General features: G+C 60.4%; 14 protein-coding genes. 4 read left to right on the top strand and 10 right to left on the bottom strand.

Annotated elements, in window-relative coordinates; genetic code table 11:
* Nucleotides 1-31: 31 nt before the first annotated feature.
* A complete protein-coding gene (locus AB4N92_RS24510; RefSeq protein WP_010210853.1) occupies nt 32-2,260 on the top strand; it encodes a TonB-dependent siderophore receptor in 2,229 nt (742 codons plus the stop codon).
* A gap of 145 nt (nt 2,261-2,405) precedes the next feature.
* Nucleotides 2,406-2,627, top strand: coding sequence for a hypothetical protein (locus AB4N92_RS24505; protein WP_010210854.1), 222 nt, complete (start codon nt 2,406-2,408; stop codon nt 2,625-2,627).
* Between the two features lie 101 nt (nt 2,628-2,728).
* Here the strand turns inward: AB4N92_RS24505 and AB4N92_RS24500 are convergent, their stop codons facing one another.
* From AB4N92_RS24500 to AB4N92_RS24485, 4 genes are all read right to left on the bottom strand, one after another.
* The gene (locus AB4N92_RS24500; RefSeq protein ID WP_010210855.1) at nt 2,729-3,220 is read right to left on the bottom strand and encodes a GNAT family N-acetyltransferase; all 492 of its coding nucleotides are present in this window, start codon (nt 3,218-3,220) and stop codon (nt 2,729-2,731) included.
* A gap of 171 nt (nt 3,221-3,391) precedes the next feature.
* Nucleotides 3,392-4,495: a cell division protein ZapE gene (zapE, locus tag AB4N92_RS24495; RefSeq protein ID WP_010210856.1), complete on the bottom strand. Its 1,104-nt coding sequence runs from the start codon at nt 4,493-4,495 to the stop codon at nt 3,392-3,394.
* A 15-nt stretch (nt 4,496-4,510) separates the two neighbouring features.
* Nucleotides 4,511-4,846 carry a nuclear transport factor 2 family protein gene (locus AB4N92_RS24490; RefSeq protein WP_010210857.1) on the bottom strand — a complete coding sequence of 112 codons (336 nt, stop codon included), beginning with the start codon at nt 4,844-4,846 and terminating at the stop codon, nt 4,511-4,513.
* 52 nt (nt 4,847-4,898) lie between these two features.
* A complete protein-coding gene (locus tag AB4N92_RS24485; RefSeq protein WP_045792232.1) occupies nt 4,899-5,615 on the bottom strand; it encodes a helix-turn-helix transcriptional regulator in 717 nt (238 codons plus the stop codon).
* 159 nt (nt 5,616-5,774) lie between these two features.
* Between AB4N92_RS24485 and AB4N92_RS24480 the strand changes: the two genes are divergently transcribed.
* Nucleotides 5,775-6,821, top strand: coding sequence for an aldo/keto reductase (locus tag AB4N92_RS24480; RefSeq protein ID WP_236267205.1), 1,047 nt, complete (start codon nt 5,775-5,777; stop codon nt 6,819-6,821).
* A 52-nt stretch (nt 6,822-6,873) separates the two neighbouring features.
* Here AB4N92_RS24480 and pepN read toward each other — a convergent pair whose 3' ends face one another.
* From pepN to AB4N92_RS24450, 6 genes are read right to left on the bottom strand one after another with little or no spacing between them, the layout of a single operon-like run.
* Nucleotides 6,874-9,531, bottom strand: coding sequence for an aminopeptidase N (gene pepN, locus AB4N92_RS24475; RefSeq protein WP_236267206.1), 2,658 nt, complete (start codon nt 9,529-9,531; stop codon nt 6,874-6,876).
* A 13-nt stretch (nt 9,532-9,544) separates the two neighbouring features.
* Nucleotides 9,545-10,375, bottom strand: a complete 831-nt coding sequence (locus AB4N92_RS24470) for a DUF2797 domain-containing protein (protein ID WP_021491804.1) — start codon at nt 10,373-10,375, stop codon at nt 9,545-9,547.
* On the bottom strand, nt 10,372-10,632 hold the full coding sequence (locus AB4N92_RS24465; RefSeq protein WP_010210866.1) for a YeaC family protein: 261 nt from the start codon (nt 10,630-10,632) through the stop codon (nt 10,372-10,374). Before AB4N92_RS24465 ends, AB4N92_RS24470 begins: the two co-directional genes overlap by 4 nt.
* A 14-nt stretch (nt 10,633-10,646) precedes the next feature.
* Entirely contained in the window at nt 10,647-11,516 is an 870-nt protein-coding gene (locus AB4N92_RS24460) for a rhomboid family intramembrane serine protease (protein ID WP_021491805.1), read from the bottom strand.
* Complete coding sequence (locus AB4N92_RS24455; RefSeq protein WP_373422413.1) at nt 11,513-12,487, bottom strand: metallophosphoesterase; 975 nt, start codon at nt 12,485-12,487, stop codon at nt 11,513-11,515. Before AB4N92_RS24455 ends, AB4N92_RS24460 begins: the two co-directional genes overlap by 4 nt.
* Entirely contained in the window at nt 12,484-13,374 is an 891-nt protein-coding gene (locus AB4N92_RS24450) for an NAD(+) kinase (protein ID WP_010210870.1), read from the bottom strand. Before AB4N92_RS24450 ends, AB4N92_RS24455 begins: the two co-directional genes overlap by 4 nt.
* 144 nt (nt 13,375-13,518) lie before the next feature.
* Here AB4N92_RS24450 and AB4N92_RS24445 point away from each other — a divergent pair, with 144 nt between their 5' ends.
* Nucleotides 13,519-14,466: a DUF1853 family protein gene (locus tag AB4N92_RS24445; protein ID WP_176332207.1), complete on the top strand. Its 948-nt coding sequence runs from the start codon at nt 13,519-13,521 to the stop codon at nt 14,464-14,466.
* Nucleotides 14,467-14,487: the final 21 nt, after the last annotated feature.

Genomic DNA, 14,487 nt, shown 5'->3' with positions numbered 1-14,487 from the left:
AGGCTGCAAAGACGACAAGGAGTCTTCCGCGATGTTCGCGCCCTTTACGCGTTCCATGACCTTCACCCTCGGCCTGTTCACTGTGGTAGCAAGCCCGGATCTGCTGGCTGAAACCGACCCCGAAAACAACGCCCTCGAACTCGGTGCCACCAGTATCACCGCCGAAGGCCTGGGTGCCACCACCGAGCACACCGGGGCCTACACCACCGGTTCCATGAGCACCGCCACCCGCCTGAACCTGTCGGTCAAAGACACCCCGCAATCCATCTCGGTGATCACTCGCCAGCAGATGGATGATTTCAATCTCAATACATTGACCGATGCGCTGCGCCAGACCACCGGGGTGACCGTCCAACACCTGGATTCGGACCGCGCCGGCTACTCATCGCGCGGTTACTCCATCAACAATTTCCAGGTGGATGGCATGCTCAATACATTCGGGCGCATGAAGTCAGACGCCGACACCATCATCTACGACCGTATCGAAGTGGTACGCGGTGCGACCGGCCTGACTACCGGTGCAGGCGATCCCTCGGCCACGGTCAACATGATCCGCAAACGCCCGACTTCACAGTGGCAAGCCAAGGCCGGCGTCAGCGGCGCCAGCCATGACAACTACTACAGTTACCTGGATGTGGGCGGCCCGCTGGCATTTGACGGGCGCCTGCGCGGACGTACCGTGATGGCTTACCGCGACAGCCAATCCTTTCGCGACAACTACGCTCTGCAAAGGGAAGTCGGCTACGGCATTCTCGAGGCCGACCTGACAGACGATACCGTGGTAGCCGTAGGCTTCGATTATCAGAACAAGCATGTTCAGGGCACCTCATGGGGCACACTGCCCTACTGGAACAGCGATGGCGGCAAGGCCCGCCTGTCACGCTCCGCCAATATGGCCACCGACTGGAGCTCCTGGCCGCTGAAGGACAAGACCACCTTTGCCTCCCTTGACCACAAACTGTCCGAGGACTGGCGCCTGAAAGCCGCCTACACCCACCGACAGAGCGATACCGACGGCAAGGTCTATTACGGCGGCGCGGGCTTCCCGAATCCGGACGGCAGCGGCATGACCGCCTGGACCAACCAGATGGTGGGCACGTCGAAAATGGATGCCGTGGACTTCAACCTCGCCGGCACCTACACACTGCTGGGGCGCGAGCATGAATTGATGGTGGGGTATGGGGAGTCGGAGCAGCGGGATTCCTCGCCCTACCAGCGTTACAGCACACCCGAAGGCTACGAAACCATCCCTGATTGGCAAGATATGGGCGGTATCGTCAAGTTCCCCGACCGTACCACTGGGCTCAAGGGCCCTCACTCAAGCAAACAACAAAAAGCCGGGTATCTGGCCACTCGACTGAGCCTGACCGACAGACTTCACGCGGTACTGGGCAGCCGGTATGGCAGCTGGGAAATCGAAAGCACTCCTGTTGACTATGACGCCAATAACCAGCGTATCCCCGAACCCAAAACCCGCCAGACCCACAACGACATGTGGACGCCCTACGCCGGGCTACTCTACGACCTGACACCGCAATACACGGTGTATGCCAGCTACACCGATATCTTCAACCCGCAGGACGAACGCGACGCCAGCAAGAAATACCTGGAACCGGTGGTGGGCAGCAACTACGAAATCGGCCTCAAGGGCAGCCTGCTGAACGAGCGGTTGAACCTGGCCACCGCGTACTTCTGGAGCACCCAGGATAACGTGGCCGAACTCGACAACGCCGCGCCACCCGACCCGGTGACCCGCGAGCAGTTCTATAAATCCGGTGGTAAAGGCAACAAGGTGCAGGGCTTTGAAGTCGAGGTGTCAGGCGAAGTGATGCCCGACTGGAATCTCACCGCAGGCTACACGTACACCCACTCGGTCAACGGCGATAAGCAACGCAACAACACCGATCAGCCGATGAACCTGCTGAAGATGTCGACAGCCTATCGCCTGCCGGGTGAATGGCGAGGGTTGACGGTAGGTGGCGCGGTCAATTGGCAGAGCGAGTTCTACAAATTTGCCGGGCGTCCAACGGGTGGCCGGAACCAGGACGGCGACCTCATCACGACTCCGACCAAGATCACCCAGCAGGCCTACACCGTGGTCAACCTGATGTCGCGCTACCAGTTTGACGAACATGTTTCGGCATCCATTAACGTCAACAATCTATTTGATAAAAAATATTACGAACGTGTCGGTTTTTACAATGGCGTGTATTGGGGTGACCCTCGTTCGATCACTCTGGCATTGGACTGGAAGCTGTAAGATCTTTTAACCCGAAGTTAACGAAATTGTTAACTTCGCGGTTTTTTCCGAGTTAATTCCTACTTAATAAACTCACCTCAAACTCGCCCCATGAATCTGATCAAGGACAGAGCGGATACCGATCACTCTTAATGGGAATACTGCCATGAAACTCTCGACCCTGGTGCTTGCCAGCCTGATGACCCTGACCTCCGCCGCCGCCTTCGCCGAAGGTGGTTCCGAGCGCTCGAAGGAGTTCTACAACAACTTCACGTTCATGCAGCAAAAGACTCACGGCACTGCAGAACAAACCGCGCAGGCTGATGGGAAGAACGTGAAGAAAGAGGCAGCCGGTCAATCTACCGCCGAGGAACTACCGAACACTTGATTCAACTGCGTTAACCGCACGGCCCTTTACCATCCTGCTCCTATGGCTAAGGTGAACTTGGCGCCATTTAATTAATGGCGCCTTTTTTTGCCTGTGATTGATTAAAGCGGTTTGCTCCAGAACAACATGCGCCCGTGGGCTGGATCAAATATCGAGTCATCAAAACCGAACTTGCGATAGGCCGACTGAGCCACCGCATTGCCCTCCAGCACCTCCAGGGTGATTTTGCAGCAGCCCCGCTGACGGGCGATTTCCTCGACCTTCAACAGCATTTTCTGGCTCAACCCCAGCCCCCGAAACGCATCCATCACAACCACGTCATGGACATTGACCAGCGGACGGCAGGCAAATGTGGAAAACCCTTCAAAACAATTCACCAGACCTGCCGGCTCCCCTCCCACAAACGCCAGCACGCTGAAGGCATGAGGTCGCTTGGCCAGCTCGCCCGGCAACTGCTCCAGAAGATCGGCAGGCAGGCTGTGGCCACCGCCCATCGGGTCCTCGGCGTAATGGTTGAGCACGCGGCCAATGGCTTGCGCATGCACGGGATTGGTATAGCTGGCTTGCAGCACCAGGATATCTGGGGTGTCCATTTCCGTCCTCAATCACGACTACAAGGGAATCGGCTCCCTATAGGGGCACGATTGTAAGCGTGGAGCCGGACACAGATGAAGGAGATTAACTACAAAAATGCGCATGAAAGCGCCAAGGCTGTGCCGTTGAAAGCCGACAATCAGCCGATTCCTGTGTTTTTTCACACACCCTCAGGCGAAACGCAGCAACTGCATTTCCCGCAGGCGGCTCAATGTCCGACGGAACGCAAACTCCAGGTAACCCTCGGTATAAAGACACTCCAGAGGTACCCGCGCCTCGATGAACAATGGCACCTTGCGGTCGTAGCACTCGTCCACCAGGGCGATGAAACGACGCACACTGTCATCGTGCACCGACAATTGCGGCAACTCGCGATCACCCGCCTCCACGCGCTGTGCGCCATCTTCGGTACCTCGGGCGATCCGGCCGGGGCGTTTTTGCGCACTGAGGTTGGGCACTTCACCCAACAGGATCGCCTTGAAGCGATCGCACAGCAGCATGAAATCCATCGCCGCGAGGGGTTGCTCGCACAGGTCCGCGTAATTGCACCAGAGCACTGTGTCGCTGGACTGCTGCGCGATGATCGAGCGATGACCGACAGTCACCGGCCCACTCTGCACCGCCTGCCCTTGCGCCAATTGCTTGAATACACCGGCCAGCGCGTCGGGTTGATTGACCCAATAGCGCTGAAACGCCACGCCCGGGTGCAAGCGGTGGTCCTTTTCGCCGTCCACGGCCACCACCTGCATATGCTGTTCTATTGCCGCAATGCCCGGCAAAAAACGCTCCCGGTTGAAGCCATCGGCGTACAACTGCCCAGGCGGTTGATTCGACGTGCAGACCATCACCACGCCTTCCTCGAACATCACCTGAAACAAGCGTCCCAGGATGATCGCGTCACCGATGTCATTGACGAACAGCTCATCGAAGCACAGCACGCGCACCTCCTGGCTCAGCTCGCGCGCCAGGGCCTGCAAGGGGTCATGGGTGCCTGTCAGTTGGAACAGCCGTTGATGCACCCACGCCATGAAGTGATGAAAGTGCTGGCGCCGCGCAGGCACCCGCAGGCTCTGGTAGAACTGGTCCATCAGCCAGGTCTTGCCACGCCCCACTGGCCCCCACAGGTAGACGCCGATGATTGGCGCACGCCCCCGATGTAGGGCTTCATGGCAGGCTTGCAGCGCGTCGACCGCTCGACGCTGAGCGTCGTCGGCAACGAAGCCCGGTTGAGCAATGGCGTATTGGTAGGCAGCGCGGGGCGAGTCGAAAGTCATGCCCGCCAGTATGACCTACAGGGAAATATCCAGTCGCGAAATCTTACCCTGCTCGTTCAATCGAAAGGTGTAGCGCAGCTCCAACGGGCTTCCGGGAAAATTGCCAGACACCACATTACTGACCAGCACCTTGCCCGTTCGGTGTTGCACCTTGAGCACTTCGACCCGCGGCTGGTAACGGCGCGCGGTGTCTTCCATCCAGCGCGCGATGGCAACGGTGCCGACTTGATGCTGCCCCTCATCGAACACATTGGCGTCGTCGGCAAAACAATCGGCGACAGCCGAGGTGTCACGGCTGTTGGCCGCCTCGAGGTAGGCCATGATGGCCGGCGCCAACTCGGGAATAGACATGGCACAGCTCCTTTGTAGGTGATTGGTGACGCCATGCTAAGCCAGGGTTGTGTCAGTTTTTGTCAGGAGTAAACGGCCCGTCCTCATTCTGTTCCATCAGCTTGCGCCAGGCCCGTAGCCAATCACTGCGCCGCCCCGGATAACGCTCGCCATGGGCTTGGGCACTCGCCACGCGGTCGGTGCGGAAGGTGCGATACGCGCCACGCAATTCACACCAGGCGACGATCACCCGCACTTCGTTCAAGAACCCCAAGGCCAGGGGCCAAATCAGACGTTGGCTCTGGGTCTGGCTGGCGTCTGCGTAATCGATCTGCAATTTGGCCTGGCTGCGAATGGCTTCGCGAAACACGTTGAGGGGTACGCGGTTTTCCGGATAACCGAACCCTGGCGGGCCGGGCAATACCGTTGGGTTGCGCAAGGCTTCCTGAGCGGCCGGGTCGAGCACGTCGGCGATTTTCGCCAAAGCATTGGCGGCGGCGCGGCTGAGCACGTCATCACCGCGCTGATCCACGTAACGCAAGCCGAGCACGATAGCCTCGGTTTCCTCGGCGTTCAGCATCAAAGGCGGCAGAAACAGGCCGCTTCGCAACACATATCCAACCCCCGCCTCGCCGAAAATCGGCGCGCCCAATGCAGTCAATTCGGCAATGTCGCGGTAAAGCGTACGCTCGGACACCTCTAGCTGCGCCGCCAGCACGGCAGCAGTCACCGGGCGTTTCTTGCCCCGCAAGGCCTGGAGCAAAGTCAGTAGACGAGTGGTGCGCGACACGGGAATGCCTGCCGAGAAAAAAAGTGATGCAGCTTAGCAGAGCCCCCTGTCAGAAAACGTCAGCAGTGAAAAAGCCTCTTGACCGAATACATTACCAGCATCATATTTAATACATGTTGATAAACATGTATGAACCATCACAGCCTCAGGAGTCCTTGTATGCGCAATAAAGTCTTTGGCCGCCGCAGCGGTCTGCAGGTATCTGAACTGGCCTTGGGCACCGCTAATTTCGGTACGGGATGGGGCCATGGCGCCGAACGCGATGAAGCCAAACAAATCTTCGACGGCTACCTTGAGGCCGGCGGCAACTTTCTCGATACCGCCAACGGCTACCAGTTCGGCCAGGCCGAAAAACTGCTGGGTGAGTTTATCGCCACCGAGCGTGACAACCTGGTGGTGGCCACCAAGTACACCTTGCGCTCCCAGCCATCGGATGAAGGCACGATCAGGCTGGGCAACAATCGCAAGAACCTGGTTCGCTCGGTGGAAGACAGCCTCAAACGCCTGAACACAGACCGGATCGACCTGCTCTGGGCGCACATGAGCGACAACGTCACGCCCATGGAAGAGATCCTGCGCGGCCTCGACGACCTGGTCCGCGCCGGCAAGATCCACTACGCCGGCCTTTCCAACTTTCCCGCCTGGCGTATTGCCCGCGCCGACCTGCTGGCCGAAGTGCGCAACTTCGCGCCGATCATCGGCATCCAAGTGGAATACAGTCTGGTCGAGCGCACCGCCGACCGCGAATTGCTGCCGATGGCAGAAGCCCTGGGCCTGGTTGCAACACTGTGGTCGCCCCTCGGCGGTGGCTTCCTGACAGGCAAGTACCGCAACACCCAGGACGACAACCGTGCCAATAAACTTGGGATCCTGGTGCACGCCGAACACAGCGCCCGTGAAACCGCCGTGCTGGATACCCTGCTGGCGGTCGCCGCCGAAGTTGAAGCCTCCCCGACCCACGTTGCCATCGGCTGGCTACGGGAAAAGGCGCGCCGCTCCACCACCGCACTGATCCCGATCCTGGGTTCGCGCACTCGCGCCCAACTGGACAGCACCTTGGGCGCGTTGAATGTGCAATTGTCGGCCGAGCACGTCACCCGTCTCGACCATGCCAGCGCCATACCACTGGGTGTACCGCACGGCATCATCGCCGAGCGTTTCCCCATCGATATCGGCCTGGACTCCCCTCGCCCGCCGGTTATCTGAGGCGAAAAAAAACGGCCTGTCGAACAGGCCGTTTTTTATTCATCGCTCCAGCTTAAGCCAGGCTCTTGCTGACCACTTCGAACACATCGCTCGACAGCTCACCAGACGACCGAATGCGCTCCAGCTCTGCCCTCATCAGCGCCTGGCGTGCGCTGTCGTATTTGCGCCAGCGGGTCAACGGCGCCAACTGCCGCGAAGCGATCTGCGGATTGAAACCATTCAACTCGATCACCAGGTCCGCCAGGAAGCGATAACCCGAACCGTCCGCCGCGTGGAAGTTGATCAGGTTCTGCCCGGCAAAGGCCCCCATCAAGGCGCGCACCTTGTTGGGGTTCTTGATGTTGAACGCCGGGTGTTCCATCAACGCCTTCACGCGCGCCAGCCCGCCCGGCAAGGTGCTGCCGGCCTGCACGCTGAACCACTGGTCCATGACCAACGGGTTGTCCTTGAAGTTCTCGGCAAACACCGCCAGGGCCTGGGCCTTCTCCGCTTCGAACGGCGAATTCACCAGCACCGCCAGCGCGGTCAGGCGCTCGGTCATGTTGTCGCTGGTGTCGAACTGCTCAAGGGTCGCCGCCAACACTTCCGGCTTGCCGCTGAGCATTAGGTACGACAGCGCGATGTTTTGCAATGCGCGACGGGCGAAGTGCTCGGCGGCCGCCACGTACGGCGTTTGCTTGGACAGCTCGCGATTGGCCTGGTAACGCAGCCACAGGGCTTCATGCAGGTTATCCGCCAATTGCTTGCGCGCAAACTCGCGGGCGGCGTGGATGGCATCCACATCCGCCACCTCGCTGATTTCGGTCAGGTAGGCTTCACCCGGCAGCGACAGCATCTCCGCAACCATCGCCTGGTCCAGGCTTTCGTCGCTCAACACGCTGCGCAGCGCGGTGATCAAGCGCTGATCCATGTGCAACGCCTGGCCCTGTTGATGCTGGGCAATCAGCTCCTGCAACACCTGCACCGACAACTGCTGGCCGGCATCCCAGCGGTTGAAACCGTCGCTGTCATGCTGCATCAGGAACATCAGTTGATCGCGGTTGTACGGGAAACTCAGCTTGACCGGCGCAGAGAACCCGCGCAGCAGCGAAGGCAACGGTTGCTCAGGGATATCAACGAACGTGAAGGTCTGCTCGGCCTCGGTCACCGAGATCACGCGCGACGTGGCGCCAGCGGTCGCTTCACCGGCCAGGCGCAAGGCCATACTGCTGCCCTTAGCGTCCAGCAAGCCCAATTCCACAGGGATCACGAACGGCAGTTTTTCCGCCTTGTCCGGGGTTTCCGGGCAGCTCTGGCGGAAGGTCAGGCTGTAGGTTTTGGCCACCGCATCGTAGGACTCGCTCACCGCCAGACGTGGCGTGCCGGCCTGGCTGTACCAGCGTTTGAACTGCGTCAGGTCGACGCCGTTTGCGTCTTCCATGGCCTTGATGAAGTCGTCGCAGGTCACGGCCTGGCCATCATGGCGTTCGAAGTACAGATCGCTGCCTTTGCGGAATCCTTCGGCACCGAGCAAGGTGTGGATCATGCCCACCACTTCGGAGCCTTTTTCATACACGGTCAGGGTATAGAAGTTGGAGATTTCGATGAAGCTGTCCGGACGCACCGCGTGGGCCATCGGGCCCGCGTCTTCGGCGAACTGGTGGGTGCGCAAGTACGCCACGTCCTGGATGCGCTTGACCGTGGCCGAGTTCATGTCGGCGGAGAAGCCCGAATCACGGAACACGGTGAAGCCTTCCTTGAGCGACAGCTGGAACCAGTCGCGGCAGGTCACGCGGTTACCCGACCAGTTGTGGAAGTATTCGTGGGCGACGATTGCCTCGACCCGCTGGTGCGCGGCGTCGGTAGCGGTTTCGGCACGGGCCAGCACCGCACTGGAGTTGAAGATGTTGAGGCCCTTGTTTTCCATGGCGCCCATGTTGAAGTCGTTCACCGCCACGATCATGAAGATGTCGAGATCGTACTCGCGACCATAGGTTTCTTCGTCCCAGCGCATGGACTTCTTCAGGCTGGTCATCGCGTGCTGGCACTTGTCGATGTTTTCCGGCTCGACGTAGATGCGCAGCGCTACGACACGGTCAGTCATGGTGGTGAACGTATCTTCGACACACCACAGGTCACCTGCAACCAGGGCAAACAGGTACGCCGGCTTCTTGAACGGGTCTTCCCAGGTTGCCCAGTGGCGGCCGTCTTCGCCAGGACCGCTGGCGATCGGGTTACCGTTGGACAGCAGGATCGGGTAGCGATGCTGTTCGGCGATGACCGTGGTGGTGAAGGTACTCATCACGTCCGGGCGGTCGAGGTAGTAAGTGATCTTGCGGAAACCTTCGGCCTCGCACTGGGTGCAGAACATGCTGCCGGACTTGTACAGGCCTTCCAGGGCGGTGTTCGTTTCCGGGTGGATTTTTACCGTGGTGTCCAGGGTAAAACTCGCACTTTTCGGCTGGACCGTCAGGTGGCTGTCGGTCAGTTGGTAGTCATCAGGGCCGAGTGCCTGATCGGCAAGGTTCACACTCAACAATTCCAGCTGTTGTCCATCCAGCACCAACGGCGGCAACCCCGCGCCGCGCTCAGGATTGCGGCGCATCACCAGCTGCGCGTGGACCAGGCTGTGGTCCTCGAACAACTCGAAGGTCAGGTGCGTCTCTTCGATCAGGTAGTCCGGCGCCTGATAGTCCTTCAGGTAAATCATCTTCGGTTGTTCGGTGCGCATGGGTGGCATCCTTCTACTGATGCACGGCGAGCTGGTAGGCCGTGTACTTACGAATATTGATAACGCCGGTGTCGAAGATCAGGTATTGGCCCTTGATCCCCAGCAGCGTGCCTTCGGCAATCGGGTTCTTGTCCAGGTTGAAGCTGACGATCTTGGCCGGATACTGCTCCACCGGGTAGCGGATTTCGATCGGTTCGATGTCGGTCACCGGTTGGATGGCCTGCAGGCCAAAGCGTTCCTGCAAACCGAGCAAGCCTTCGGCGCAAGAAGCGAACAGCTCATCGCGCACCTGCTTGAGGTCGACCGCTTGGGCGTCGCCCTTGAGCAGCGCGCGCCAGTTGGTTTTGTCGGCCACCTGACTGCGGAACAAGTCTTCGACGAACCCAGACTGCTGGCGCGTCGCCACGCGCATGATCGGCAGCGCCTGGCTTGCGCCCTGGTCCAGCCAGCGCGTCGGCAACTGGGTGGCGCGGGTGATGCCAACCTTGATCCCCGACGAGTTCGCCAGGTACACCACGTGGTCGGTCATGCAGAATTTTTCGCCCCAGCCCGGATCGCGGCAGGTGCCGGCATCGTAATGGCAACGCTCGGGGCTCATGATGCACAGGTCACACTGGGCCAGCTTGGTCATGCACGGGTAGCAGTAACCCTGGCTGAAGCTGGTCTTGGTCTTGCGGCCGCAATGGCTGCAATGAATGGCACCGAGGTATTCCAGGCGCACGTGAGTACCGATCAATGGATTGACCGGTACCTCGGCATCGCCTAGGCGAAACGCATATTGAACGGTCGGCTCACCGAGTTGCGCCGACATTTTGCTGACTGCACCGCGACCAATTTCAATCAATGGATCGCATCCGACTTGAACAGGATGTTCGGCACCGGCGCGGACTTGGACGCACATTCCTGCGGGCCCATGTAGCCGGTGCGCTGGTCTTCCGGCAGGTTCTGGATTTCCCAGGCGATCATGGCCTGCAACGACAGTTCGCGCTGTTCGGCAGAGAGCTTGCGGCCATCGGACCATTTGCCGATCTCCACGGCGAGCTTGAGGCTCTCGTAGATGTCCGGCGTGATGTTTTCGATCATTTCAGCAAAAGAGGACATAAGGCTCTTCCTTATCAAATAGACGCTTTGCGGCGGCTGTATAGCCCACCCAGCAAACCCGTCAGGCAACCGATAACCAGGCCGCCGACATGGGCAGCGTTGGCGATTTCGCCGAAACCGATCATCGAGACCAGCCCCGACAGGCAGAGCAGCAGCCATACCAGCATCATCACCAGCACCCCGCGGGGCAAGCGATAGGCCGGGTTAGGCGACAATAATTGAAAAATCCAGCAATGCCCGAGCAGGCCATACAGCACGCCGGACAACCCACCGAACAGGCCGGGGCCGCCATAAGCATATTGAGCGTAGTTGGACACCAGGCTGAACAACAGCGTCAGGCCCAGCAAGTTGATGCTGCCCTGGCGCGCTTCGATGCGCCGGCCCAGTTCCCAGTACCACATGCCGTTCATGGCCAGGTGCAGGATGCCAAAGTGGATCAGCATCGGGGTGACCAGCCGCCACCACTGCCCCGCCGCCAGGCTATCGGCCAGCGGCGTGAACTGGATGTACTCGCCGACGATGCGAAATGGCAGGAACGTCAGCCAGCTCATGGCTTGCAGGTTTTCACCGAGCAAGGTCACGGCGCCAACAATGATACTTGCCAGCAGCACCAAAGCGGTCAACGGGCTGTGCCGCAGTTGCTGGATGAACCCGGGCCGCTTGACCGGAGCCTGCTCGGGAATATCCAGTTGCTGGTCCGGGTCCCCGGCAGGAAAGCGTTGGTACAGTACGCGCACGTCGTCGCTGATGTTCTCGGGCACCCACAACACCTGCTCACCCGCCTCTTCACTGACACGATGGGGGACTTGCATACGTTGCAGCAGCAGGACAAAGCCGCCCAGGTCGACGCTCAAGGGTAAGCGTAATACCGCCACAGCACTCATTTGATGACCTCGGGCCGCTCAACGTCGACCCATACGAATTTATTCGGATCCAGCCGCGTCTCCTGATCCAGACGGTAGGCCACCAGCTTGCCGTACAGCACTGCGCTGTAGTCCAGGCAGGCCAGGTTTGGTCGGATCGGCGCCGGTTTGCCGCTGCGCCAGTAATGGCCGACGAACAGCAAGGGTTCGTCGACGCCGTAGCGCAGCAGGGAATTCTTTTCGGTGGACGACAACGGCGTACGCGCCACCGGTTCCGGCAAGGCGTCGGGCTGGAACACGATATCGCCGTAGGTCTTGGGGTCGTCTTCCCAGAACTTGGTGCGGAAGAATGAGCGCGTCAGGCCATCGCCACCGGTCAGCGTCAAGCCATCCGGCAGGCGCATGTCGGTGCCACGCAGCAGGCGGTCGAACGCATTACAGGCAAAACTGCCCGGTACGGCGGCGGCCTGCAGGAAATGCTGGTCGATGCAGCCGTTCGGAAAAGTCGCGCGCAGCGGATCGATAAAGCCGTTATCCCAGCAGGCGTGCACCACGCGGAAGCGTCCGGCATCGACAAACAGCGGCATGTCGTAGAACCAGCCGAGGAAGTCGTGCCAGTCGGCCGGGTGCTGTTCGAATTGGGTCAGGGTCTCGTGGATCAACCGCGCGTGCCGTGGGTTGTGCTCGCGCACGAACTGTTTGCCACTGCCTGGCGGTGCGGGCGTGGTCCAGCCCAGGGCGTTGAACTCATGGTTGCCCATGATGCACAGCGCCTGGCCGGCCTCGGCCATGTCGTGGACGATGTGCAAGGCCTCGCGGATGCGCGGGCCACGGTCGATGATGTCGCCGAGGAACACCGCCATGCGCGACGGGTGACGCCAGGTGCCGCCCTGCTTGTGGTAGCCCAACAGGTCGAGCAGGTGCTCAAGGGTATGGGCGCAACCGTGCACGTCACCAATCAGGTCGTAGCTACGCGCGGGATCGAGCATCAGTCGCCTCCACCCCCCAAGCGGCTGCCCCAGCCCAGCTTGGTGCGGCACACTTCGTAGTAGTTGTGGTCCAGCGGGTGGATCAACCGCAACTTCTGTGCCTTCTTGCTCACGGTGATGGTGTCACCGGGGGCGCAGGTGAAATGGTTCTGCCCGTCACACGACACCTGGGGGTAGATCTGCATGTCTTTGGACACCACGATTTTCAGCTCACTGTTGCCATCGACCACAATAGGCCTGCTCGACAACATATGGGGGTACATCGGCACGATCACAATGGCATCCAGCTTGGGATGCATGATCGGGCCGCCCGCCGACAGTGCGTAGGCCGTGGAGCCGGTAGGCGTGGCAACGATCAGGCCGTCGGCCTTCTGACTGCACACGAACTGGCCGTCTATATAGAGCTCGAACTCGATCATCCGCGTGGACTTGCCGGGGTGCAGCACCACGTCATTCAAGGCATCGCCCTGGCCGATGGCTTCGCCGTGGCGACGCACTTCAGCTTGCAGCAGGAAGCGGTTTTCCACCAGGTAATGGCCGTCGAGCACCTTGGCCACTTCGACTTCCAGGTCATCGGGGCGGATATCGGTGAGGAACCCCAGGCTGCCACGGTTGATCCCCAGCACCGGCACGTTATGCCGAGCCAAGGCCCTGGCCGCACCCAGCAGGCTGCCATCGCCACCGACCACAATCACCATGTCACAGACTTCGCCGAGCATCTTGCGCGATGAAGTCTGCAGGCCGTGGCCGGGGAGGATTTCAGCGATGGTGTCTTCGAGGATCACATGCAGATGGCGTTCCAGCAGGAATTTTTTCAGCCGGCGGACGGTGTCCAACACCTGGGTACTGCCCAGGCGACCGATAATGCCGATATTGCGAAATTGCTCCATGGGGCTCCTGCGGGATGTGGGGTGTGGCAAAAAGAAGGATTATGGGCGAAAGGCCGCCCCAGGCAAAATCCTTTGTCGCCATGAAGCCTTGATGACAATAGTTCTCAGCCACCCATGCAACCTTTAAACGGCTATGCTCGGACCATGACTGTGTTCCCGGATCTGCACACCCTGCCCCGACAGCTGCGCCACCCCGAGGTGCGCGACCTGGCGTGGGTAATGCTCGCCCCGCCGATGCTCGCGCACACACCGTGGCCGCAACGCCACCCGCTGGCCGGCAGCGATTGGGTGCAGGCACCGCATCAACTGGAACGCTGGCTGCGCCAACTTGATCAGGACAGCGGCGCCTTGCAGCAATGGCTCAGCCTGCCACGCACGCGGCGCCTGGGCCTCTATTACGAACGCCTGTGGCAGTTCGCGGTGCAACATGCGCCGGGCGTGGAATTGCTGGCCGCCAACCTGCCGATCCGGCGTGCCGGGCATACCCTCGGCGAGCTGGACATGCTGCTGCGCGACCGCGATGGGGTGCATCACCTGGAGCTGGCGATCAAACTTTATCTTGGGCCACAGGATGGCAACGGCCAGGACACGGCGCAATGGCTGGGGCCAGGTTGCCATGATCGGTTGGACCGCAAACTGGCTCATCTGGCCCAGCATCAACTGCCGATATCAGCGCGTGCGGAAAGCCGCGAGGCGTTGGCGGCGTTGGATATACAGCAATTCGATGCGCATTTGTGGCTGGGCGGTTACCTGCTCTACCCTTGGCCCGGCCAGGCTCAAGCCCCCGTCGGCGCCCATCCGCAGCACCTGCGTGGGCGCTGGTTGCATCAGCGCGATTGGCAAGCGTTTGTCAGCCTCAGCCAGCCGGGCCGCTGGCAACCCCTGCCCCGGCATGCGTGGCTGGCGCCGGCGCATTACCCGGCGGATCAGGTGTGGAGCGAGGCGCAGATGCAAGGCTGGCTGGCCGACCTGGACCCCATGGCCCCGGCGCAGTTGCTGGTGCGACTGGTGCAGGTGGGTGAGGATTGGGAGGAAGCTGAGCGGCTGTTTCTGGTGGCGGACCTTTGGCCGAATGTGCCGGGGGCGGGCTGAAGGATTTTTGGTGTATTGGAG

The organism is Pseudomonas sp. S3_A09, assembly GCF_054668065.1.
This window is presented reverse-complemented; position numbering and strand designations above follow the sequence as displayed.